Source organism: Dethiosulfovibrio peptidovorans DSM 11002, from assembly GCF_000172975.1.
GTDB lineage: Bacteria > Synergistota > Synergistia > Synergistales > Dethiosulfovibrionaceae > Dethiosulfovibrio > Dethiosulfovibrio peptidovorans.
The window spans coordinates 1764299-1787473 of record NZ_ABTR02000001.1 but is presented as its reverse complement, the minus strand read 5'-3'; the positions used below and the strand labels follow the sequence as shown (position 1 = coordinate 1787473).

24 protein-coding genes are annotated in these 23175 nt (G+C 51.3%); 6 read left to right on the top strand and 18 right to left on the bottom strand.

Going from position 1 to position 23175, the window contains the following annotated elements:
* Positions 1–67 precede the first annotated feature (67 nt).
* Positions 68–997, bottom strand: a complete 930-nt coding sequence (locus tag DPEP_RS08525; RefSeq protein WP_005661299.1) for an AEC family transporter — start codon at positions 995–997, stop codon at positions 68–70.
* A 133-nt stretch (positions 998–1130) separates the two neighbouring features.
* Here DPEP_RS08525 and DPEP_RS08520 point away from each other — a divergent pair, with 133 nt between their 5' ends.
* Positions 1131–2519 carry a phosphomannomutase/phosphoglucomutase gene (locus DPEP_RS08520; protein ID WP_005661297.1) on the top strand — a complete coding sequence of 463 codons (1389 nt, stop codon included), beginning with the start codon at positions 1131–1133 and terminating at the stop codon, positions 2517–2519.
* Positions 2520–2568: 49 nt separating this feature from the next.
* On the opposite strand, the gene DPEP_RS08515 is transcribed toward DPEP_RS08520, so the two are convergent.
* The gene (locus tag DPEP_RS08515) at positions 2569–3597 is read right to left on the bottom strand and encodes a dipeptidase (RefSeq protein ID WP_005661294.1); all 1029 of its coding nucleotides are present in this window, start codon (positions 3595–3597) and stop codon (positions 2569–2571) included.
* Positions 3598–4294: 697 nt separating this feature from the next.
* Here DPEP_RS08515 and DPEP_RS08510 point away from each other — a divergent pair.
* Both DPEP_RS08510 and DPEP_RS08505 read left to right on the top strand, forming a co-directional pair.
* Positions 4295–5050 carry an amino acid ABC transporter ATP-binding protein gene (locus DPEP_RS08510; RefSeq protein ID WP_005661291.1) on the top strand — a complete coding sequence of 252 codons (756 nt, stop codon included), beginning with the start codon at positions 4295–4297 and terminating at the stop codon, positions 5048–5050.
* A 15-nt stretch (positions 5051–5065) separates the two neighbouring features.
* Complete coding sequence (locus DPEP_RS08505) at positions 5066–5719, top strand: amino acid ABC transporter permease (protein ID WP_005661290.1); 654 nt, start codon at positions 5066–5068, stop codon at positions 5717–5719.
* 50 nt (positions 5720–5769) lie between these two features.
* On the opposite strand, the gene DPEP_RS08500 is transcribed toward DPEP_RS08505, so the two are convergent.
* The 10 genes from DPEP_RS08500 to DPEP_RS08455 all read right to left on the bottom strand — a co-directional run bounded on the left by DPEP_RS08500 (position 5770) and on the right by DPEP_RS08455 (position 16103).
* Entirely contained in the window at positions 5770–6702 is a 933-nt protein-coding gene (locus DPEP_RS08500) for a hypothetical protein (RefSeq protein WP_005661287.1), read from the bottom strand.
* Positions 6703–6748: 46 nt separating this feature from the next.
* Positions 6749–7630 carry a lysophospholipid acyltransferase family protein gene (locus tag DPEP_RS08495; RefSeq protein ID WP_005661285.1) on the bottom strand — a complete coding sequence of 294 codons (882 nt, stop codon included), beginning with the start codon at positions 7628–7630 and terminating at the stop codon, positions 6749–6751.
* Positions 7627–8532 (bottom strand): hypothetical protein, encoded by a 906-nt coding sequence (locus tag DPEP_RS08490; protein WP_005661283.1) that lies wholly within the window; start codon positions 8530–8532, stop codon positions 7627–7629. Before DPEP_RS08490 ends, DPEP_RS08495 begins: the two co-directional genes overlap by 4 nt.
* 18 nt (positions 8533–8550) lie before the next feature.
* A complete protein-coding gene (gene tyrS, locus DPEP_RS08485; RefSeq protein ID WP_040383293.1) occupies positions 8551–9831 on the bottom strand; it encodes a tyrosine--tRNA ligase in 1281 nt (426 codons plus the stop codon).
* Positions 9832–9860: 29 nt separating this feature from the next.
* Positions 9861–11060 (bottom strand): hypothetical protein, encoded by a 1200-nt coding sequence (locus DPEP_RS08480; RefSeq protein WP_005661280.1) that lies wholly within the window; start codon positions 11058–11060, stop codon positions 9861–9863.
* 170 nt (positions 11061–11230) lie between these two features.
* A complete protein-coding gene (locus DPEP_RS08475) occupies positions 11231–12832 on the bottom strand; it encodes an MBL fold metallo-hydrolase RNA specificity domain-containing protein (RefSeq protein WP_005661279.1) in 1602 nt (533 codons plus the stop codon).
* Between the two features lie 59 nt (positions 12833–12891).
* Positions 12892–14274 (bottom strand): sensor histidine kinase, encoded by a 1383-nt coding sequence (locus DPEP_RS08470; protein WP_005661277.1) that lies wholly within the window; start codon positions 14272–14274, stop codon positions 12892–12894.
* On the bottom strand, positions 14271–14906 hold the full coding sequence (locus tag DPEP_RS08465; protein WP_005661276.1) for a response regulator transcription factor: 636 nt from the start codon (positions 14904–14906) through the stop codon (positions 14271–14273). The genes DPEP_RS08470 and DPEP_RS08465 overlap by 4 nt, the downstream gene beginning before the upstream one ends.
* A gap of 121 nt (positions 14907–15027) precedes the next feature.
* Positions 15028–15606 carry an HDIG domain-containing metalloprotein gene (locus DPEP_RS08460; RefSeq protein ID WP_005661274.1) on the bottom strand — a complete coding sequence of 193 codons (579 nt, stop codon included), beginning with the start codon at positions 15604–15606 and terminating at the stop codon, positions 15028–15030.
* 11 nt (positions 15607–15617) lie between these two features.
* The gene (locus tag DPEP_RS08455; RefSeq protein ID WP_005661273.1) at positions 15618–16103 is read right to left on the bottom strand and encodes a deoxycytidylate deaminase; all 486 of its coding nucleotides are present in this window, start codon (positions 16101–16103) and stop codon (positions 15618–15620) included.
* An 87-nt stretch (positions 16104–16190) separates the two neighbouring features.
* Between DPEP_RS08455 and DPEP_RS08450 the strand changes: the two genes are divergently transcribed.
* Entirely contained in the window at positions 16191–17444 is a 1254-nt protein-coding gene (locus DPEP_RS08450) for an MFS transporter (RefSeq protein WP_005661272.1), read from the top strand.
* A gap of 2 nt (positions 17445–17446) precedes the next feature.
* On the opposite strand, the gene DPEP_RS08445 is transcribed toward DPEP_RS08450, so the two are convergent.
* Positions 17447–17632, bottom strand: coding sequence for a hypothetical protein (locus DPEP_RS08445; RefSeq protein ID WP_005661271.1), 186 nt, complete (start codon positions 17630–17632; stop codon positions 17447–17449).
* Between the two features lie 63 nt (positions 17633–17695).
* On the opposite strand from DPEP_RS08445, the gene DPEP_RS08440 reads away from it, so the two are divergent.
* Positions 17696–18076: a response regulator gene (locus DPEP_RS08440; protein ID WP_005661270.1), complete on the top strand. Its 381-nt coding sequence runs from the start codon at positions 17696–17698 to the stop codon at positions 18074–18076.
* Here the strand turns inward: DPEP_RS08440 and DPEP_RS08435 are convergent.
* The 5 genes from DPEP_RS08435 to DPEP_RS08415 form a co-directional block, all read right to left on the bottom strand.
* Positions 18073–18654: a 3'-5' exonuclease gene (locus tag DPEP_RS08435; protein WP_005661269.1), complete on the bottom strand. Its 582-nt coding sequence runs from the start codon at positions 18652–18654 to the stop codon at positions 18073–18075. The genes DPEP_RS08440 and DPEP_RS08435 overlap by 4 nt on opposite strands.
* Positions 18647–19483 carry a TIGR02757 family protein gene (locus DPEP_RS08430; RefSeq protein ID WP_156775186.1) on the bottom strand — a complete coding sequence of 279 codons (837 nt, stop codon included), beginning with the start codon at positions 19481–19483 and terminating at the stop codon, positions 18647–18649. Before DPEP_RS08430 ends, DPEP_RS08435 begins: the two co-directional genes overlap by 8 nt.
* On the bottom strand, positions 19458–19988 hold the full coding sequence (locus DPEP_RS08425) for a flavin reductase family protein (RefSeq protein ID WP_005661267.1): 531 nt from the start codon (positions 19986–19988) through the stop codon (positions 19458–19460). Before DPEP_RS08425 ends, DPEP_RS08430 begins: the two co-directional genes overlap by 26 nt.
* A 379-nt stretch (positions 19989–20367) precedes the next feature.
* Entirely contained in the window at positions 20368–20859 is a 492-nt protein-coding gene (locus DPEP_RS08420) for a ferritin (protein ID WP_005661266.1), read from the bottom strand.
* A gap of 91 nt (positions 20860–20950) precedes the next feature.
* Positions 20951–22321: a uracil-xanthine permease family protein gene (locus tag DPEP_RS08415; RefSeq protein WP_005661265.1), complete on the bottom strand. Its 1371-nt coding sequence runs from the start codon at positions 22319–22321 to the stop codon at positions 20951–20953.
* Positions 22322–22403: 82 nt separating this feature from the next.
* On the opposite strand from DPEP_RS08415, the gene DPEP_RS08410 reads away from it, so the two are divergent.
* Complete coding sequence (locus DPEP_RS08410) at positions 22404–23174, top strand: SIR2 family NAD-dependent protein deacylase (RefSeq protein WP_005661264.1); 771 nt, start codon at positions 22404–22406, stop codon at positions 23172–23174.
* The last annotated feature ends 1 nt before the right edge of the window (position 23175 follow it).

Genomic DNA, 23175 nt, shown 5'->3' with positions numbered 1-23175 from the left:
CGTACCCATTTTATTTTATCACGAGGGGTCACCCCCGTCCTCCGATAAAGTAACTAAAAGGCAACCTCTAAACTCCCAACAGGGAAATCCATAAAGTCAAGGAGAATATGGAAAAGACCGTCGTGGTTATAATCACCTCACCGGCGTAAGATCCGTCCATCCCCATCCCCTGGGCCAGGACAAAATTATTTACAGCAGCGGGCATGGCCGCCACCAGTACGGCGGTCTTAGTCAGCATCGGATCGACATCCATAAAAGTCAAAGCCCCCCAGGTCATGAGGGGAGACAGAAACAGACGAATCAGGATATCGTTCCAAACCCTCCTGACGGAGGATAAAATATGTTCTATCTGAAGAGAGCCCCCTAAGGCCATCAAAGCAACTCCGCTGCCTACGTTACCCAGTATACCGAGAGTTTGGTCCAACCATCCGGGCAGCTCCCCCATTCCCAGGAAAGCACCTGTCACTCCTAGAACGCAGGCTCCAAGCATGGGATTTCCTGCTAGTTTACGGACCGTATCTAAAAGGGACTTGATGGACAACTCACCGGATAGAGCGAGTTGTCCCATCGCAATAGAGATCATCTGGTAGACCACCAGGGACAGGGCCAGATAAATCCCGTAACTGACGAGCCCCGGTTCGCCCAGAGCTATAGTAACGGCAGGAAGCCCCATAAAAACGTTGTTGCCCCTTATCGAGACTAGAACCGAAACGGCAAGCCTATCTCTGGGAAGTCCTCTGAGCCTAGCCAGAACCCAAGATATAAAAGGCAAAACTACGAAAACCCCGTAGACGCCGCACATGAAGGGGAAGTTCGAGAAATGGGCGGGGTCCACCTTTATGGTCGACCTAAATAGGATAGCCGGCATGGACACCCAGTACAACATGCCATTCATCTCAGCCACCCCTGTATCCGTCACGAGACCGATCCGTTTGACGATCCATCCGATCGCCATTATGAGACCTAGAGGAAGAACTATAAGCAGAGCATGCAACATTAATATCACTCCTAAGTGGGACGAATTCCACCCATGAAATGGGAAAATCAAAAGTCGACGCAGAACGTAAACCTGGATTATACTGTAACGGAAACGGAAACAACCGACAATCATCTTTAAGGAGTGATCGCCAATGAACGTCCCCTCCAATATATTCAGAGAATACGATATAAGGGGAGAGGCTGAAACTGACTTATCTTCCCCGAACGTACTGGCCATAGCGAGATCGTACGGGACCTACCTAAGCCGCAAGGGCATAACCAAGGCGTCCGTGGGAGGAGACGTCCGAATCTCCACCGAGAGGATCAGACAAGACGTTATCCAAGGGCTCACCGATACCGGCATAGACGTTATAGACGTAGGTACCGTGACGAGTCCTCTGCTGTACTGGAGCCTATTTCACCACGATATCGATGGAGCGATAATGATAACCGGGAGCCATAACCCCAAGGATATGAACGGTCTCAAGATGGCCTTGGGAAAATCCACCATATACGGAGATGAGATACAGAAAATCCGCGAGATGGTGGAGAAGGACGACTTTGAAATGGCAGGCAAACCAGGAGATGTTTCGGTGGAAGACCTGTGGCCCGACTATCTTGAGATGCTGAAATCCAAGATCCAACTGGGGCCGAGAAAGCTCAAGGTCGTGGCGGACGCTGCCAATGGAACGGCATCTCTCAGGATAGTGGATTTCCTGGAAAGCCTGGGCTGCGAGGTAATTCCTCTTTACTGCGATCCGGACGGGACGTTCCCCAATCACCATCCGGATCCTCAGAAGAGGGCAAATATGCAGGATCTCATCGCCTCGGTAAAGGAGAACAAGGCGGACGTCGGCTTCGGCTTCGACGGAGACGCCGACAGGATAGGGGTCGTTGACGATTCGGGCGAGATCGTCTGGGGAGACATCCTAATGGCGCTCTACTGGAGAGAGATCCTCCCGAAAAACCCAGGATCAACCGCCATAATAGAGGTCAAATGCTCTCAGGCCCTGGAGGACGAGGTCAGGCGACTGGGGGGAGTCCCTCATTACTACAAGGCAGGCCACTCCCTTATAAAGGCGGAGATGAAGAGGATCGGGGCTCTGTTCGCCGGAGAATACTCGGGACACATCTTCTTCGCCGACGAATACTACGGCTTCGATGACTCCTTCTACGCCGCGGGAAGACTTCTAAGGATGCTTTCGAAAAGCGACCAGACCCTATCGGAGATGCTCTCCGACATGCCCGTCTACTATCACACCGAGGAGGTAAGGGTCGACTGCCCCGACGACAGAAAGTTCGAGGTTATGGAACGGATAACGTCCCAAGCCCTCGCAGAGCACGAGGCCATAACTGTGGACGGACTGAGGATCGTATACCCCGACGGAAAAGGTTGGGGACTTATAAGGGCATCCAACACCCAACCGGTGTTGGCTACCAGATGCGAGGGCAAAACCCCGGAAGATCTGGAATATATCGCTAAAGACGTGAAGAAAAGGATGCTTGACGCGGGACTGCCCGACTTCGAGTGGACCTACTGATCTACCAGTTGGAAGGGGATCCCACATAGGATCCCCTTCCAAAATCGACTCATGAAAGAGCCGATTTGTACACCCTGGCGAAATTTAACCCTATCACCGACAAGACATCTTCGTCCGAGTATCCTCTGCTCAGTAGCTCGGCGGAAAGCTCAACTACCTGACCGTAACCGGATATGCAGTCGTAACTTTGGCTTCCAGTAGACTCACGAAACATATCGCAGAAATCGAATCCGAAACCTACATGCTCAATACCTACGAGTTTTTTTACGTGATCCACGTGGTCGGCCAAATGAGAACCCCCTACCGGTCCTACCTTAGATTCCTCGGCCACAAAGGTACTACAGCTGTTCATTCCCATGACCCCACCTCTATCGGCAAGGGCTATAATCTGATCGTCCTTCAGATTTCTCATGGTCCCCATAAGAGAACGACAGTTGGAATGAGAGGCGATGAACGCCCCTTCGTAGAACTCCAGCACGTCCTGAAATCCTTCGTCGTTCAGATGGCTAACGTCCAGGAACATACCGAGACGGGAAACCTCGTCCAAAAGCCTTACCCCAAAATCGGTAAGACCTCCTTTCCGACCCTCCCGTCTCCGGGAGAAGAAGCAACCATCTCCGGCGTAATTTCTTCTACTCCAGACGAGTCCCACTCCACGGACGCCGAGCTCGTAAAATATCCGGAGAAGCCCCATATCGTTCGAGATAGGCTCGACTCCCTCGAAAGATAGCAATATCGCCAATCTCCCCTTCGCCTTGGCAGCTTCTACCTCTTCCCAATTCACACATAGAGAGAAAGAATCCGAGCACTCGTCCAGTTCGTCGTATAGGGCTCCTATCTGATCCAGGGCCCTTTTGAGAGCCATATCGGGGACATAACGATCCTCTACGAAGATAGAGGAAACAACCAGGTCGAGACCGGCTCTCTTCATAGCAGGAAGGTGATCCTCCTCTATTACGTTTCTTCTCCCCTTCTCTTTCTTGTCCAAAACGTCCTTGAGAAGATCGAAGTGAGCGTCCACCACTAGACCGGTACCATGCAGCTTCCTGGCTCTATCGATGCAACTCTCCTGTTTCATTCTATCCCTCCTTGTGGCCTGATCGAGGATCCTCTCAATCTCATCCTCAAATTATAACACCACAAAAAAGGAAGGAGAGCCCAATTACGGACCCTCCTTGTAGGTCTTATACAGGGAACCCTTCCCTAACGCTCTCACCGCCAGGCGACAGCGGTCTCGAAATCCTATGAGGTTTTGGAGTGTTCAATTCTTCGATGGGCCTCATCCCCTCCAGATGGACGATAACGGCCGGAGCATCGTCGTGAGTTTCTTCTGTCAATCGCATCAACCCTTACTGTACTCGATACTCATTCTACTCGTTTTCAACGCCACAGGAGGCGTTCCTTACCGGGCTTATAGAACCTCGTATTTCTCTATTTTTTCCTTCAGCACACCGCAACCGACGATGCTCCGACCTGAAGGAGGAGTCTGAGATGCTGAAGGAACTAGCTCGCTCTCTCCTCATGCCTTGATTTTACACCGACTTATCCTAAGAGAAAACTCCGAAGGATCGGGATCCCTAAATCTCCAGGACAAAGAGCCCTGATTTTAGCCATATTCCTTTAAAAATCGAAGATAATCTATTTTGGGAAATATCTATTCAAGCACACAATAAAAACTCCCTTCCCCTCTTGCCACGAGCCAAGATATCCTATATGATTCCAGCCTAGTGTTCTCAAGTTGAAGAGACAAGCAAATATAAACAGGAGGTACTTTTATGGATCCTGCCATTCAGATAAAGGGGCTCCACAAGTCTTTTGGGAATCTTCAGGTGCTTCGAGGCATCGATATCGACGTGTCGGAAGGAGAGGTAGTATCGGTAATAGGCCCCAGCGGATCGGGCAAGAGCACCTTGGCCCGTTGCATCTGTCGCCTAGAGGATATAAACGAGGGAGAGATCCGTCTCTACGGACGGAGGATCGATCATGGAGGTATCTCCACCGAAGACCAATCGGAGCTTGTAGGCATGATCTTTCAGCAATTCAACCTCTTTCCTCATCTGTCCGTGCTCGATAACGTAATCCTGTCCCCTACCAAGGTAAAAAAACTACCAACAACGAGAGCGAAGACAAAGGCCTTGGAGTTGCTCAACAGGGTCGGCCTAGCGGATAAGCGGGACTCCCGACCGGGAGAGCTTTCCGGCGGTCAGCAACAAAGAGTGGCGATAGCAAGAGCTTTGGCGATGGAGCCCAAGATAATGCTATTCGACGAACCTACCAGTGCTCTTGACCCCGAACTGGTGGGAGAGGTCCTGGACGTCATGGCTGGGCTGGCAAAAAGCGGAATGACTATGATGATCATCACCCACGAGATGCTCTTCGCCAAGGAGGTCTCCGACAGGGTTATCTTCATGGCCGACGGCGTCATAGTCGAAGAAGGTTCACCAAAGCTGATTCTGGAGACACCCGAGATGGATCGGACCAAGTCCTTCCTTCACAGAATGCTGGCTCATCAGGTAGCGGATTCGGATTAAGGAGGCTCATTACAGATGACCCTGGATTTTTCCATACTATTGCCCTATATCCCTATGCTTCTGGCTGGAGCCTGGTTTACGGTAAAGGCATCTCTCTGCAGCGTCGTTCTGGGATCCGCCTTCGGTTTGATCGTCGGCGCCATTAGGGTAGTCCCCTTCGCTCCGGTAAGAGGGTTGGCCGCGACCTACATATACGTCATAAGGGGCACTCCTCTTCTGGTACAGCTTTTTCTAATATATTTCGGATTGCCGTCCCTCGGCATAAATTTACCGGCTTTCGTGGCCGGGATAATAGGCCTAGGGATAAACTCCTCTGGATATGTAGGAGAGATAGTCCGAGGCGGAATAGAGGCCGTCCCTAAGGGACAATGGGAGGCGTCCAAGATGCTCGGCCTTTCCTATTTAAAATCCATGAGATACATAATACTGCCGCAAGCGATAAGAAGCATGCTTCCCGCAATAGGCAACGAGTTTGTCACTTTGATAAAGGAATCGTCACTTCTTTCCACCTTGGCCATAACGGAGCTGACCATGGCGGGGCAACAGGTCAGAAGCGTAACCTATGCGTCTTTTGAGACGTTTATCGCCGTTGGAATAATATACCTATGCCTGACCAGCTCTACCAGTTTTGCCCTTCAGCTTCTGGAAAAACGTTGGAGCACAAGATAGAAAGAAGGGAGGATGGGCTTTCAATACCCCATCCTCCCTTTAAAATGGCCTTAGCCATCTACCTTTATGGGTTCCTCCAGAGAGACAGGAAGCATGTAGCGTTCCATGTCCTCCGTGGCCTCCAGAGCATCCAGATATCCCCAGGAGAGGATCACTATTTCCTGGGGCCTTAGCCCCCTCCGATCCTTCATTTCCTCCCACATATAGAAGGGGAAATACATCCAGACCGAGACCGGTATCTCTCCGAAGGGACGCTGTCCCTCAAAACGGACCAGGTACCCCGAGTCTCCTCGAAATACAACGGAACCGCTTTTTTCTGCGTTCATCCTTTTAAGCTGATCGGGTTTGAAGAGAAGAGCCTCCAGCTCGGCTATTCCCTTGTTTCCAGGCAACTCTCCTACGGAAACCCACATTTTAGGCAAAACCGGTTCTTCCCTAAAGACGTCAATTCCTCTCCTGGCCCATATTTTTATCCGGCCAACCATGGAATGGTCACCCAGAGACAGGGCCTTACGGACCCCCCAGTAGAGCAACCTGAACTCTCCCATCCCGGACAGAGAGGAAAGCAGGAGATCCTCATCGTCCCAGTTATCCTCTTCGTCGAAAAGGGAAGTCGAACTGAGAAACCCCTTGAGAATCGACATCGTGTTTCCATGGTCGCCAGGAGGAGGAAGCTGCCTCAGTAGTTCGGACCGTAATTTCGTGGAGACCTCTCCACCTATGGTTATTATCGTATCTCCCGTGTCGAAACGACAGGGAACGTCGTCGTATAAGAAGCTCTCTCTCCAAGACGCGTCATATTCCCCCGGCTTACCCCAAAGCCACTTTTCGTAGGCTCCTCCCTGTCTGAAACCCACCAATGCCCTGTTGTATGGCATCAGCAATATCACCAAGGGGTCTCCTTCTTTCGGAATATCCCCGATGGATACTAGATCGGGCAGTCTGACGATATGCCCGTCGGTCATGAGCTCATAGACGATCATTCTGCCCACCTCCTCTTTCTGAGCATACCATCTCGAGTAGCCCAGTTCAAATAGAGTTCTTTCCTGTCATATCGGTCTTCCATCTTCGGTGCATCCACAGCCACTCCCCTGGCACGGCACGAACCATATCCTCCAAGGCCCCATTGACTTCGGCAGCCAGGGCAACGACCTTATCCTCTTTTCCCTTTACGGTTTCGGACGTAGAGAGAGGACTATAAACCCTCACCTTGTGTCTAAATGGGGCTATTCTCTCTATGGAAACCGGAATTATCGGGACCTTGGACATCACAGATATGGCGGCAGGTCCTTTGGGCATGGTACATGGACGCCCTAAAAATTTTACCGGTATACCTGTAGGTCCTCCGTCCTGATCGGCGACCAACCCCACGAAGTTACCGACCATAGGTAGACGAACCATCTCTCGGAAACCCTTTCGTTCCTTTCTCAGGGTCTTCAACCCCACTTTTTGTCTGTAAGACTCCATAAGGACGGCAAGATCCTCGGCATCGGGATCTCTGACGGCAGCGTAGAGAGGGTAGTCGCTCCGGCACAACCAGGCGGAAAGAAGTTCCCAGTTGCCTCCGTGGCTGGCCAATATGACGCAACCTTTCTTGGACGAGAGAAGATCGTCGAGGATGTCTTTGCCCTCCACCTTATCGATCCATGTCAATGCTTGGGATGGGTCATTCACGAGAGCCAGATACTCCACCACCATCCAACAGAAGTGATCGTAAACCGCCTTCAGGTTCTCACGACACCACTGTTCGTCTCTATCGGGAAAGGCCCTTGCCATATTGTCCAAGGCCACCGTCTTTCTAGGTGAGATCAGTCCTAAAACACACCGTAGGAAAAAATAGAGAGTCCAAGCCCGCCATCCCGGGCGAACCCATCGGGCCAACATCTCTACACATCTGACTCTAATACTCAAAGGGCTCCCTCCGATAGAGCCTTGTACATATTTGATATGGAAAGAGCCGAGGCATCCGGGGTAAAGTGAAGGCTGATCCTATGCCTTGCGGACACGGCAGCTGTCTTGCCTCTTTCGCCTGCCAGCTCGTCCCCAGACGGTATGGGGACGTCCTTTCTCAAGGCTATATATCCATCGATACCCAACAGATCGTCCAGTATGGGAGACCAAGGAGCGACGGTGGGAACCCCGTAAAGAGCGGCGAAACCAGCCAATATGGCCGACGATAGGTCTACTCCCGGCAGGACTAGCAACCGTCCCCTTCCAGATAAAAACCTAACGGCATCTCTATCGTCTATAGCTCCAGAGGCACCGGGAAAGGCCCCTCCCTGATCTGTAAGTTTGGCTACGGGAAGTCCTACGCCTCGTTGCAGTACCTCAATCGTCCTTCTATCGGGCCTGGACATAGAGGAGGGAAAAACGACGAGAGCCATGGGGTCGCCGTGGCTATCCCCCGGCTGCCCCCACGATAGGTCTCTCTCGAAGGCAGGCCTCCAGGAGTTCGGGTCGGCTTCGGCGGTTATGCCGGAAAATACGGAGGGATGGCCATTCCATCTCTGTTCAGGATCCTTGAAGGAATGGACAGTAAGGGCCCTGGTCGAGATAACCGGCCACCATCGGGGAGGGCTCCCCCAAAGATGCCATGCATTGCCTCTAAAAAGCAACGTCAGCCCCCTCGCTAAAGCGTCCTGGCCATTCCAGGAGACCACCTCGACCAACGATCCCGGGAAAAAACCGGACTCGGATATGACGGTTAGCCTGGTACCCTCCAGCCCCAGCTGTCTAGCTGTAAAACCCAGCGACATAAGATCCCAAGGGCGTAATTTTCCGGATAAAAACCAAACCCAACCTTTTGATCTCATCAGGAAATGCCTCCTCCTTCAGTTCGCCGTCTTCAGGACGAAGAACTTCTTTTTACCGACCTTTAGAAAAAGATATCCCTCTTGCAGGAGCCAGGAACCATCGAGTTCCATCCGTTCATCCGAGATCCTGTTTCCGTTGACGGATACTCCGCCTCCCTTTATGAGGCGTCTGGCTTCTCCCTTGCTGGAGGAAACCGCAGAGTCCACCATTATGTCGATCAAGGGCCTCGAGATATCCCCTACCTCAAAATAGGGAACCTCTGCAGCCAGGACTTTCATCATCTCCGACGACAATTCGACCGGATCGAACGCTCCACCAAACAGGATCTCGCTTGCCCTGCGAGCGGTCTCGGCTCTATCCTTTCCATGGACCAGAGACGTCAACTCCATCGCCAAAATTTTCTGAGCCTCTCTTCTCTCCGGCGAAACGGAATGTTCCTCCATTATCTCCGATATTTTCTCAAGTGATAAAAAAGTAAAAAGCTTGAGAAGTTTTTCCACAGCCTGATCCTCGCTGTTAACCCAGAACTGGTAAAAACGGTAGGGAGAGGTCTTCGCACGATCGAGCCACACCGCTCCGCCCTCTGTCTTTCCGAATTTGGTTCCAGACGACGTGAGAAGGAGTGGATTGGTTCCACCGTATACCTGAGCACCGTCGGTCTTTCTTATCAGGTCGATGCCGGATACTATGTTACCCTGCTGGTCGTTACCTCCCATCTGGAGCTTGCAACCGTAGGTCCTGTATAGGTGCAAAAAGTCGTAGGCCTGGAGCAACGTATAGGAAAACTCGGTAAAGGAAATGCTCTTTTCTGGATCTCCTAGTCTGGATTTGACGTGCTCTTTCGCTACCATGTAGTTGACGGTGAAATGCTTTCCTACGTCTCTAAGAAACTCAAGAAAGGTCATAGAGTTCAACCAATCGTAGTTATTGACCAGAAGAGCCGAGTTATCTCCGGAATCGAAGCTGACGAAATGAGAGAGCTGTTTCTTTACCGCCTCTACGTTCTTCCTTATCTGCTCTATGGACAGAAGGTTCCGCTCTTTGCTTTTGCCGGAAGGATCTCCGATCATGCCGGTACCGCCTCCGGCAAGCACGACCGGACGATGGCCTAACTTCTGAAGCCAGGCCAACCCCATCAGAGGTATCAGATGCCCTACGTGAAGACTGTCGGCGGTAGGGTCGAATCCCACATATGCTGTAACTCTGTCCTCTCTGAAGAGCTCCTCAAGCTCCTCCGGGTGACTACACCAATCTATATAACCTCTGTCCCTAAGAACCTTAAGCGCATCCAAAGCCATCTTTGCTTCCTCCAAGCACAACCTGATTTTTAAAAACACGTCCATCTCAGAACACCCTCGTCTATCTCAGTTACCACGAAGGATATATCGCAGAGAGGACGAAGATACCTAGTCAAATTAACGAGAGAATCCATACCGATGGAGCTCTCTGCCTCCTCGGTGAAAAGGATCCTTCCGGACTTTATCATACCCTCCATAAAGAGTGCGAAAGATGGGCCGTTCATATACCCCCATGCCACGCTGTTCCTCCATGGATCGACCAATCTGTCATCCATGTCGGAGGACTCGAAGGATCTAAGAGAATCGGGATCCAAGAGCCCAAGGGTTCCTCCTTTTCCTTCGTTAATTGCCACCACGGGAAAAGGAGACAGGGCGATACCGCCACTGTCGACGGAGACGTCCACAGACAAAAAGTCGGAAAGGACGTCCGTCCACAGGGATCGAACGATCCCATCGACGGTGTCGTTTCCCAAAAAATGTACCACAAACCCCGGGAACGGGGCGGAAAGAAGGGTCGTCTCTCCTCCGGAAGACACTATTACCGGCTCGGGCAAAATCGATCCGGCCGCCATTCCCAATGGAAAAGGAAGATCCGGCAGATTCTCCCATTCGAATGGCTCCAAATCCGGAAGAAGATCCTCGGCTCCTTTGATCCTCCACCTCAAGATCCCTCCGTCATCGTCGGATCTCCAAGAAAACATAACGGATAAAGCCCTGCCTGACCTGAAAGCCCCTTCTCCCCCCGAGACCTCCAGATGACCAGGCCAGAAAGGCTCTACGTCCCAGGCCGAGTAAAAAGACTCCAACCTTCCGTCTATGGCCTCCAGCATGGATCTAAAACCCTTCCTCGAGGAAGACAGGATAAATAATCCTTCGTAAAAGGAACAGAACAATGGCTTACCGAGTTGCTCTCCCTTAAGAATCAGACCTCTACGATTCTCCTCCAAGAAAGGCGTCATCGTCACACCGATGAACGATTCATCGACAATGCCCATCAGCTTCTCTTCGTCGAAATCCTTGCCGAAAGACCGATTCAGCCTGAAGGCAAAACAGCCGAAGGGCTCATCGTCGATCGGAGAGAGAACACAACAGGCCATTCTATCTGAGAATCGAAAAAGCTCGGAAAGATGGCCTATCGATCCAGTCTCGTCCATCTCTAAAATAAAATCAAGACCTAGTTTCCCTATCGAGCTGTCGTAAAAAAAACCACCCTCTCCCGCAAAAACCATATGGGGAATTCGATCCGAAACCTTTGGTATCGCCTCTATCGGATGGATTACACGAGAGGGGACGGCCCAAATAGCTCCAAACACCAAAAAGGCAGTAAGACCCGATAAAGTAAGTCCGAAGAGAAACCAGCTGCGTGTCAGGTCGAAACGGGAAAGAGTGTACCTTAAGCTCAGCACTTCGATTTATTAGAGACCGTTTCCAGAAGAATTTTTACGGACTTAAGCATAGGAAGGGTCTGGTCTATGTCGTTTATCTTTGAGGCCGTCTCGGTGAGTCGACCGATTATGGCAGCGATATCATCCAGGGCTCTGCCCAATTCCACGTAGGAGGAGACGTCTCTCTGAGGAGTGGACAGTACTATCCTCTCCTCCCTTTCATGCTTATTGGGGCTAAGTTCGAACTCTTGGTCGACCGATGGAACTATAGCCTGAAGACCCTTTTCCATCAGGCCATCGGCGAGAGCGTTGGCCGACTTGGGCTCTCCATGAGTGACTAAGAAAGTAGGCGAATTTTCGGAGAAATTCTCCGCCCACTTGAGGAGATCCCTGCGATCTGCATGTGCGGAGAAACCGTTTATGGTATGAAGCTGAGCCCTAACGGTAACGTCCTCTCCTGCGATGCGGAGCTTTTTCTGCCCCTCCACCAGACGGCGTCCCAAGGTCCCCACCGCCTGATACCCGACGAAAACCACATGGTTTTCAGGGTTCCATATGCCGTGTTTCAGATGATGGACTATTCTGCCACCGTTGCACATACCGCTTCCGGCCAGGACTATGGCGTGATCCACGTCGTTTATGGCCTGGGAGTCCTCGACGGAGGAAACGTAGGTCAACCTTTCCGGTGAAAAAGGATGGTTCCCCTTATGACGATATTCCTGTATCTCGCTGGAACAGAGATCGAGATGATCCTCGTATATCTTCGTGGCCTTTACTCCCATAGGCGAATCGAAGTATATGGGAATGTCCTTACCGAGCCCCTGATCCTGAATGAGCATTAGTTCGTAAGCCACCCTCTGAGCCCTGTCCACGACGAAAGTGGGAATGAAGACCTTCGCCTTCTTGGCTAGGATCTGTCTCATGAGAGTCTGGAACTCCTCGCGGCTTTCCTCGTTCGTCTTATGCTCCCGGTCACCGTAGGTGGACTCTATTACAACGTAGTCGGCCCCGGTTATAACAGCTGGGGTCCTCTCCATAACGGTTTTCTGTGGTCCGAGATCTCCGCTGAAGACGATTTTAACCGTATCATCTTTCTCGGTCGCCCATATCTCGAGTATGGCACTTCCCATTATGTGTCCCGCGTCTCTGAACCTGACGAACACCTCGGGAAACAGCTCTATCTTGTCGTCGTAGGTAACCGGCGCCAATAGGTTCAACGCCTCGGAGACGTCCTCGTCCTCGAAAAGGGGTTCCACTGCTGGGAGCCCCTTACGGGCGTTCTTTTTGGTCTTCCACTCAGCCTCTTCTTTCATCAGACGGGCAGAATCCCTCCACAGGACCTCGGTAAGCTCCACTGTTGGCAAGGTTGACATGACCTTGCCGGAGAATCCCTGTTTGACCAGAAGAGGGACCCTTCCGGTATGGTCGATGTGAGCGTGGGTCAAAAGAACGACATCTAAGGACAGGGGATCGAAGTGAAAGGGCTCTCTGTTTCTCTCGTCCTCGTTTCTGCCCTGGTGAAGTCCGCAGTCGATGAGAATCCTATGTCCGGCGACCTCCAGCATATAGCTGGATCCTGTAACCTCTTCAGCAGCACCCAAGACCTTCAACCTCATAAGAACACCTCCTCAAAAGGATGTATCGATTCGATACAAGTATAAACGACAAGATCGTATCACGTTCGATCGATTACAGGAACGGTGAAAAAAAGGGAGCACCCTTCACCCGGCGAGGTCTCCGCTGTCATCGAACCACCTATTAGCTCTATTCTTTCCCTCATATTCAATAAACCGCGGTGCCCCGTCGATCGAAGCAGCTCAAAATCCTCCGGCCAATGGAACCCCGAACCGTCGTCCTTTATGGAGAGATAGATATTTTCTTCATCCCTGGATATCTCTATATCGACGTTCTTCGCCCCTCCATGTCTGGAAGAATTATGAATGGCCTCCTGTATGATCCTGAAGAAAGCCAGGATCGCGTCGGGATCCGCCTCGACATCGTCGGATATATCGAGCTGGACGAATAAACCCAGATGTCTCGAAAGCCTGTCGGCCAACTCGTCCAACGCGTGCCTCATGCCGAGATCGAGCCATGGAGGAGATAGTTGGTTGCACATCTCTCTGAGCTGCTTTATGGTCTCCTTCCCGATGTCCTCGGCAAGACGAAGGTGCTCCTCTCTTTTTTCGAGAGGCTCAAGAGAAGCTAGTCTTATCCTCTGGATAAGGGCCGTCACCTCCTGGACGGGCCCATCGTGTATGTCTCTGGCTATACGGGACTTTTCGCTCTCCTGAACCCTCACGACATCCTGAAGATAACGATTCCAGAGCTCTACCTTTTCTCTGGCGGCTTTGGAAAGACGACACAGGACCGTCCTGAGATGGCGAACCTCCCAGATGGTATTCCGGTTGTCCTCGGCGATAGGGACCTCGCATCCCCATTTGAGATCGGTAAGCTCGTCGGAAAGTCTCTTTATAGGGCCTATGGCCCACCGCCATAACATGACCCCGGAGATAACCGATGCTACTATCACCGCTCCTATAAGGATGGACCATAACCTGGATGCCTGTACCATAGGACCCATCAGCTGGTTCCATGCAACCGCCGCGACGACGAAAGTGGACGCGGCAGGATACACCGCCACGGTGTAGCGATCGCCCTTATCGTCCATGAGCTCGACTGCCCTACCTATTGGAACGTCCTTCCGCCAAAGCCGTTTGAAGGTGACCTCCGCTCCAGGAGAGGCCAACAGGATCTTGCCATCTCCGTCTACCACGACCACCCATCCCGGCAATGAAGGCCCCCAGGAAAAGACCTGAAGCTGCCGTAAAAGCTCAACCATCGGAATGGGCAAAACCCACTTGGAATCTTCTAGATCAACTCTGGAAGCCACGTTATCGGCTAAATTCTCCACATAGGAAGCCATAACCCTCTTCATCGCCCTATCGTGGTGGACTATACCTATTCCGGCTGTGACCAATACAGCAGCTGTCGGAAGGAGCACTGCTACCAGAAATATAGCGGGAAGACTCCATCTTATAGGCATGCCCCTTCGAATCATTCTATCAGCTCCTCCAAGGTCAAAAGGCCGTACTTCAAAGCCAATAACATGGCCTCCGTCTTATTATGAGCCCCTAACTTATCGTAGATCGAGGCCAAGTGGGTTTGAACTGTCCTCTCGCTTATGAAAAGATGGGAGGCCACCTCTTTGCTGGAAAGTCCTCTGGCAGCAAAGAGCAAGACTTCCCTTTCTCTCGGAGAGAGGTCCTCCATCTGAGGGACCTCTCCCATGGCGGAGGCTACCTCGCTGTCGAGATAAAGACCACCGGATACCACCGTCTGAAGAGCCTTGGCCAAAGCCTCCGGCGATGTCGTCTTAAGGAGAAAACCCTTGGCTCCAGCCCTCAGGGATGCCAGAACGTACTGTTGAGAATCGTAAGACGTCAACATCACGGGAGCGACCGGAAGACCGGCATCCTTTATCTTTCTAGCCAAGGAGATTCCGTCCTCCACCGGCATACGGATATCCAACAATGCCACTCTGGGACGGAGTTTTTCTATCATTTCCCAGGCCTCTTTGCCGTCTGAAGCCTCTCCTACCAGCTCCACACCGCTCTCCCTGGCCAGATAAGCCTTCAATCCCTGTCTGGTCAAGGGATGATCGTCCGCCAGTACAACTGTGATCTTTTCCACGATATCAGCCTCCTCACTAAGAAAGGAGGCCGAGCAAAGCCCAGCCTCTAGGGTACCTAGTATACCTCTCGATGAGAGAGAATCTCATCGGCATATATACATAAAACTCCTATATATCACACTAAGAGGCTCCAAGCCCCAGATCCTTTTCTATGGATCTCATGGCCTGTATAACCCCATCTATCAGGTCGGACAGCTCGATTCCCATCATTGCGGTCCCTCTCTCTATGAGCTCTCTGTCCACACCTGCGGCAAATCTTTTATCCTTCCATTTCTTCTTCACCGACTTTACGGTCAAATCCGAAAGAGATCGACTCGGCCTCACCAAAGCTGTGGTCATGACCAAACCGGTCAACTCGTCCACGGAGTAGAGGGTTTTTTCCATCTCGGACAGAGGCTCCACGTCGGAGCAGATTCCCCAACCGTGAGCCTGAACAGCCCTGATCACTTCCCTAGGGTACCCCTTCTCCTCCAGAACAGCAGCGGCCAACTTGGTATGGTTTTCCGGTTCCTTATCTGAGACCCTTTCCCAATCAAGGTCGTGAACTAGTCCGGCAAGCCCCCACATATCCTCGTCCTCTCCCGACTTAGAGGCAAAATATCTCATACAGGCCTCCACAGCCAGGGCATGTCTGAGATGTCCCTCGTCCTGGTTATACTCCTTCAGGAGTTCCCACGCATCCTCTCTGGTTACGGTCATACGAATCCCTCCTATTCGATGTCTTTCTTGAAAACCGGCTCCTTCATATCCTCCACTGCGACGGAGGATACGGTACCGTCCGTATTCTGGTAGACCACCCTCTCGATTCTGGCGTTTTTTATCATCCTGCGACACAGCATACAGGGCTCGCCGTTGGCCAACGTACCGTCGGAGGCGTTGACCCCCGCTATGTATATGGTTCCACCGACCATCTTCTCTGGGTTCCCGTTTATTATAGCGTTTTGCTCCGCATGGACAGCCACGCAGAGCTCGTATCTCTCCCCTTTGGGAATTTTGAGGGCTTCTCTGTGACATACCCCTACGTCTACGCAGTTAGGCTCTCCTCTACAGGCCCCGTTATAACCGGTGCTTATTATAACGTGATCCTTTACCAAGACGGCACCGTAACGGCGCCTGAGACAGGTGGATCTATCCGACACCACCTGGGCTATTTTGATAAAATAAGTGTCCCAGTCGGGACGAATGTGTTTCATCATGAAGACCCCTTCCTCGACATCTACGCGGCAGAACTCGGCACGAATTAACCAATTACGAAATAAAAATATCGTCTCACGGAGGACAGAATGAAAGAAAACGACCGTTCCATCCTAGCATGGTGCCTTTACGACGTAGGCAATTCGGCATTCGCCACGACTATAATGGCAGTTATATATCCCATATACTTCCAACAGGTGGCGGCATCCACGCTATCTCCGTCGTCCGCCACCGCTTATTGGGGATATGCCTCCTCTCTAGGACTCCTTATAGGGGCTTTTCTAGCCCCTTTTCTGGGGACCTTCGCCGACATCAGATCGATAAGGAAGAAGTTCGTCGCAATATTCACAGCGTTAGGAGCTATCTCGGCATTGGCGATGGGATCGGTAGAATCCGGAGACTGGAAGACAGCACTTTTATTCTTGGTATTAGGCTCCGTAGGCTTTTCAGGTTCCGCCATATGCTACGATTCCCTGCTGCCTCACATAGCACCCGTCGAGAGGATGGACGAGATATCCACCAAGGGGTACGCTATGGGATACTTGGGAGGGGGAACCCTGCTGGCCCTTAATCTGGGAACCATGAGCCTATTTCCAGGAGCGTTAGGGGCGAGGCTTTCCTTCATGTCCGTAGGTCTATGGTGGATCGCTTTCGCCGTTCCCCTTATGATAGTGGTTCCGGAACCGCAAAGAGCGTTCCCCGACGGCTTGAAGAAAATGGGAACCTTCGCTTCTCTGGCTAAGACCTTTCGGGAGATCAGAGAGTACAGGGACGCCTTTGTTTTTCTGCTGGCCTTCTGGTTATACAACGACGGCATAGGGACGGTAATAAGGATGTCCGCCATATTCGGAGCCCAGGTAGGCCTCGATCGAAAATCCATGGTCATGGCACTGTTGGCCACCCAGTTCATAGGTATCCCCTTCTCACTGCTATTCGGAAAGATCGCAAAAAAAATAGGCAGCAAGAAAAGCCTATACGGAGCTTTGTCATGGTATCTGTTGATAGCCATAGGAGCCTACTGGATGAGGACCTCCCTGCATTTCTGGATGCTAGCCATATCGGTGGGAATGGTACAGGGCGGAGCCCAGGCCATAAGCAGAAGCATATATGCGTCGATGCTCCCGCCGGAAAGAAGCGCCGAGTTCTTCGGTTTCTACGATATATCGAGCAAGTTCGCCGGCATAGCCGGTCCGGCAGCTTTCGGAATCATAACCCAGCTGACCGGATCCCCGAGGCTGGCGGTTTTAGCCATCGGAAGCACCTTCATAATCGGACTTTTCCTTCTATCCTTCGTCGACGTGGACAGGGGCAGACAAAAGGGTATAATGAGACGGTCTTATTAGTATTAATCCTGAACTCTGCGTTCTACTATCATCTTCACCAACAAAGATTCAGTCCAGCTTCGACCGGGATGGCTTAGGACATCCACGACGAAAACCATCGTTAAAGCCAGGAATATAACGAGAAACAACATGGCAAATTGGTGTCCCCAATGAGTGCTCTTCCACACTCTTATCAGGTGTTTTTTCATAAAAACATCTCCTTGGCAAAGTACAAAACGACATCCCGAAAAAGCGGAGAGGAGGACTTCTACATGACGTCGGACAAAACGAGCATATTCAAAAAGGTCCTGATAGTGGACGATGCCGCCTTCATAAGAGCTATGCTGAAAAGACTGATAGAGGATAACGGTTTTCTCGTGGCCGGAGAGGCGGAAAACGGCGAAGAGGCCACGAGACTCTACAAAAGCATACAGCCGGAACTCGTCATAATGGACATAACCATGCCTCTCATGGATGGTTTGGAGGCCACCAAGAAGATACGTCAAATCGATCCGGACGCAAAGATAGTCATCATCAGTGCCAGAGGCGAAAAACCCATGGTGGTGAAGGCCATAGAGGCTGGCGCTCAGGACTTTATCGTAAAACCCTTCGAGGTCCCTAGGGTGCTGAAAACCCTCAACAAGTTCCGTTAACGCTTAAAGCTGTAGTCCAATATCAGATCTTTCAGGCTCATACAACGGAAACCGTCTATAGCTTCCAGTATGAGATTGAAAAGCGATGCGCTATACCTACAATCCTCCAAAGCTCTATGGTGTCCTCCTCCGGAAAGTCCGAAGTGACGGGCCAAAGCGACTAGGCTGTATCCCTTTATGCCGGGAAAAGCCTTCCGAGCCAACCCGCAGGTATCGAAAACCGGCATGACATTCCATGATCCCTTTATAGCTCTCATATTGGCATCCAAAAAACCAAGGTCAAAGGATGGATTATGGAACACCATCGGCTCTTCATCCTTCAGAAAGCTCGCCAAGGCTATTGAAGCCTCCGAAAGGCCCGGAGCCCCCTCGACCATCTCGTCTGTTATCCCGTGTATTGCCACCGCCTCGGAAGGTATAGGTCTACCGGGAGACACGAAGGTCTGAAAAGACTCTGTCTCCGAACCAGGGGTAAATCTGATCGCCCCTATCTCCACTATTCTGTCCCATCTATTGGAAAGCCCTGTGGTCTCCACGTCTATCGCGACGAAGCCGGAATCCCAAAGACTTTTATCCAACGGTACCACCTACTTTCGGTTTTACCTCCTCGAAAAGGGCCTCCAACTCCATATCGTCCCTTATACCGAATCTGGTCAAGGCAAAATCGTACTTCACAGGGTCTCCCGGGTCAATGAGTCCAAAGGCCTCGGTGACCTCGACGGCAGTCCTGAAATCACCGTTCTTTCTAGATGTAAAACCTAAAACGCGAGCTATCTTATGCATATGGGTATCGAGAGGAACTACCAGGTCCGATGGAGAAAGGGAGGACCAACCTCCAGGGTCGACCTCATCTCTACGGACCATCCAACGAAAATACAGCATCAGCCTCTTACAGGCGCTTCCTCTTCCCGGGAAGGGAAGCAAAGAGTTCCTTTTCTCCTTCCCCACGAGCCATTCCGCAAATCTGCAATACCCTTGAAAAGCAGAATCCGTCTCTTTCAACGCCTGCGCCATGGTTCTATCCAGAGAACCGTAAAGATCGATGGCTCTCCTTACTCCACAGAAAAGGTCTACCATGTCTTCGCTTCCAGAAAAACGATGACGAAAACCGGAAAAACACCTCTTCCATACGGAGCGATCGCCAGCAACCACAAAATCGAAGGGAGAACTACCCATGGTAGCAAGTACGCTAGAGACGCTCTTCAGTATCTGGACAACCCGCCCGTAAGCCAGGGACGAGGCTATCAAGCCGACTATCTCCCGATCCTCTACCCTGGAATAATCGTAGAGAAACTCCAGAGGATCGGGATGGATCAGGTCCTTCCTGTTGTACTTACCGTATATATCCTCCAGAAAGGGAGCCAGTCTCTCCACGTCTACATTAGCGCGGAACTTCGTTGAACGCATGGGTCGGGGCATTAGCTGGCGACTTTCCTTTCTTGACCGTGTGATACTCGGCGTAGGTAAGGGGTTCTCCGTCGCCTACCACGGTGGCCCCAACGATCTCTCCGACGAAAATCCTGTGGGTATAAACCTCCGTAACGGAGATAACCCTCGCCTCCATTGTGGCCACCGTGTAATCCAGCACCAGAGGAGCACCGGTCAAACCGACCTTATAACGACAATCTACGAATTTATCCACAGATCTGCCACACTTGAAACCGAAGGGGCCGATGAAGATCATTGGAACGGACTGATCAAGCACGGAAAGCGAAAAAACGCCGCTGCGTTCGATATACTCTCCGGTCAGATTTTCTCTATGTATGGACACAGCGATGGTCGGAGGTTCCGCCGAAACCTGCATGGCCGAGTTGGCAATCTGACCGTTGAAGCGACCGTCCTCGTTGACACTGCTCACCAAGTATACACCGTAGGAAAGAGAGTAAAGAGCTCTAGGATCTACTACGTTCATGATTCGAGACCTCCTCTATGTTTTTTTATAACTATATCATCTAGAGATCGATATAACGGGCACCTCTAAAAACGCTGATCCTCGTAGAGGTCGTTCCGACGGAGCCCGTTCGAGCCTGTCTTTTCGACCTGCCGTCGTGTAGTACGAATGGGGCGACAGGACGTCGTCCCAAGCCGAGGGGGCACAGGACGTGCCCTCCGAGGCGGTCCGTACGAAACAGGCAGGTCGAAAAGACGCTCGTGCGAGACAGGGCGCAGGTGGGACGACCTCTACGAGGAGACCCGAACGTTAGTTTTTAGAGGTGCCCTAAAGAGAAAAAGACGGAGACAGAGCTCCGTCTTTCAAAACAGATCAGAAATCAAGCATTGTAGCGATTACGCTAATCTCTAGAGCTGAACTCCTTGTCCAACATATACATGCCTCTTTTAGATCCCTCAAGATGACGGATCTTGGCCAAATTAGTAGAGGCATTATCCTCTTCCTCCACCTGCTCCTCTACGAACCAGTTGAGCATTATCCTGCTGGCGTGATCCTTCTCCGATATGGCCATATCCATGAGATCGTCTATGCGCTTGGATATGTACTTTTCATGATCCAGGGCATCGCTGAAAACGCTGACGGGAGAATCCCACTCGGACTGAGGGGCCTCTATGGCCTGTAACGTAACCTTCCCGCCTCTCTCCATGATATAGCTGTAGAACTTGAAGGCGTGTTCCATCTCTTCCTTAGCCTGAACCTCCATCCAATGAGCCATACCGGGCATATCCGTCGACTCCAGCCAAGCTGCCATAGACTGATAGAGATATGCGGAAAACATCTCCGCGTTTATCTGATCGTTCATAGCTTTTTGCATCTTCTCTGTAAATACCATCTAAATCCCTCCAGTGATATCCTATCCATACAAAACAGGAATAATTCCTAGTTACTTGCTGGGGATAGCATATCATTGACAAGACGTTTCGTCAATGGGACTTTTTTTCCCTTATTCCTCTCTCCTCATCGGTTCCGGGAATAACGTTATCCAAAACGCCTGCACATATTCCCGCGACCGCCATAGCGGTCTTACCTATGGCCCACAGAACCTGTCCAAAGATTCCCAGTGAGAAGAACATCTCCTGCTGTCCCTCTACCCATCCAGGCAAACCAAGCGCCATAAGAAAAGAAAATCCCACTATCATGACGTTCCTTTGAGAGTTCATATCAGCCCTGGACAAAGCCTGTATTCCCAAGGCCCCTATAATGCCGAACAGGGCGATATAACAGCCTCCTATTATAGGTGTAGGTATGGTCGCTACCAGAGCGCCAAGCTTCCCGATGCAGCTCATGACGATCAGAAGCACAGCTCCGGTTCTAACGACCCACCTGGATCCGACTCCGGTCAGTCCTATAAGGCCGATGTTCTCCGTATAAGAGGTACAGGCGACGCCGCCGCAAAGGCCTCCGATAGCACATCCCAGCCCTTCGGCTCCGATTCCTTTATTTATGGTCTCCTCGCTGGGATCGTTCAGACCGCATGCGTGGCTTACGTTATAATAGTCGCCTATGCTCTCTATAAAGACGGCAAAGAACCCGGCAACGATAGCCCCGAAGGCCACCAGACTGAACTTAGGAGCGCCCCAAGGTGCAATGCCGGTAAACTGGAACCACTTGGCAGCGATTACGCTAGAAAGATCTATGTAGGCAGGATGATCGGGAGTAAAAACTCCGGAAAAACTCAGGACCAGACAGAGAAGGTAAACTATGACGACGCTGGATAGAATCGAAAATATATTGATGTAACGATTTTTCATGCCGAGACTGAAAAGGAAGATCAGGACGACGACGGCAATGGAGACCGGCCAATAGTTCGCCGCGTTGCCACCTATAGCTACAGGAGCGAGGGAAAAACCTATGGCCATTATGGTAGGTCCCACCGTGACAGGGGTGATGAACCTTCTCACCTTTCCCACCAAACCTGTGTATCCGATCAACGCCATGAGGACGCCGCCGAGAATCAAAGCCCCTCCTATGTACTGAAGACAAACGTTAGCCCCCTGAGCTCCATAAACCCCTATAATGGTCATTATGGGGGGGATGAAGCTAAAACTGGATCCCTGTACTATCGGCAGGCGAGAACCCATCGTGCTGGTCTGGATCAGGGTAGCCAACCCCATAGACATATACACACAGCTTATGAAAAAACCTATCTGGGTCGGGGTCATGCTCATGGCGGGACCGAAGATAAGAGGGACCAGGGTCGTCGCTCCAAAAAGGGTCAAAACATGCTGGGCCCCGGCCAGAACCATTATGGGAAAACGCGGTTTGTCGTCCACTCCGTAAATCAGCTTCGACATAGTAAAACCTCCTCAGTAATTTCGTCACAGGGATTGTATCACCTCGCGTAACCGGTTGCATTAACAAAAAGGAGGAAGCTCAATGAAATATAACCACGAAACGATATTAAAATGCGCATCGATGGTGAAGGAAGCCGAATCCATCGCCGTATTGAGCGGCGCGGGAGTCTCGACCAGTTCAGGCATCCCAGATTTCAGGGGACCTAACGGTATATACAGGAGAAAATACGATATCGAGCCAGAAAGGATATTCGACATTGATTTCTTCTCCAGAGACCCAGCTTTTTTCTTCAAGTTTCACAGAGAATTTCTGAAGGCCCTGAAGGAGGTATCCCCCAGCTATACCCATCGTTTTCTCACCGCTCTCGAAAGAGAAGGAAGCTTAAAAGGCATAGTGACCCAAAATATCGACGCACTCCATCATAAGGCCGGATCGAAAAACGTCTTGGAGATACACGGCGGAGTCTGGAAAAGCACCTGTCTCTCCTGCGGAAAAAGCTACGACTACGAGACATCCTGGAAAAAGACCATGGAGGAGGAGATCCCGCACTGCGAAAAATGCGGCGGAGTGATAAAACCGGACATAGTCTTCTTCGGAGAAGACGTAAAACATCTGGAGGAAAGTCGCTCCATAATCTCTCAGGCAGACCTGCTACTCGTGTTGGGATCGTCCTTGACCGTGGTTCCCGCCGCTCTGCTACCCTCCTGTTGCAATGGCAAAATAGTGGTGGTAAACAAAGGCGATGTCTCGGGAGCATACCTCTCTCCCAACAGGATAGATCTTAGAATAGACGGAGACCTGGACGAATTCTTCGGAGATTTAAACGAAGAGCTAAATCTGACGATACAATAAG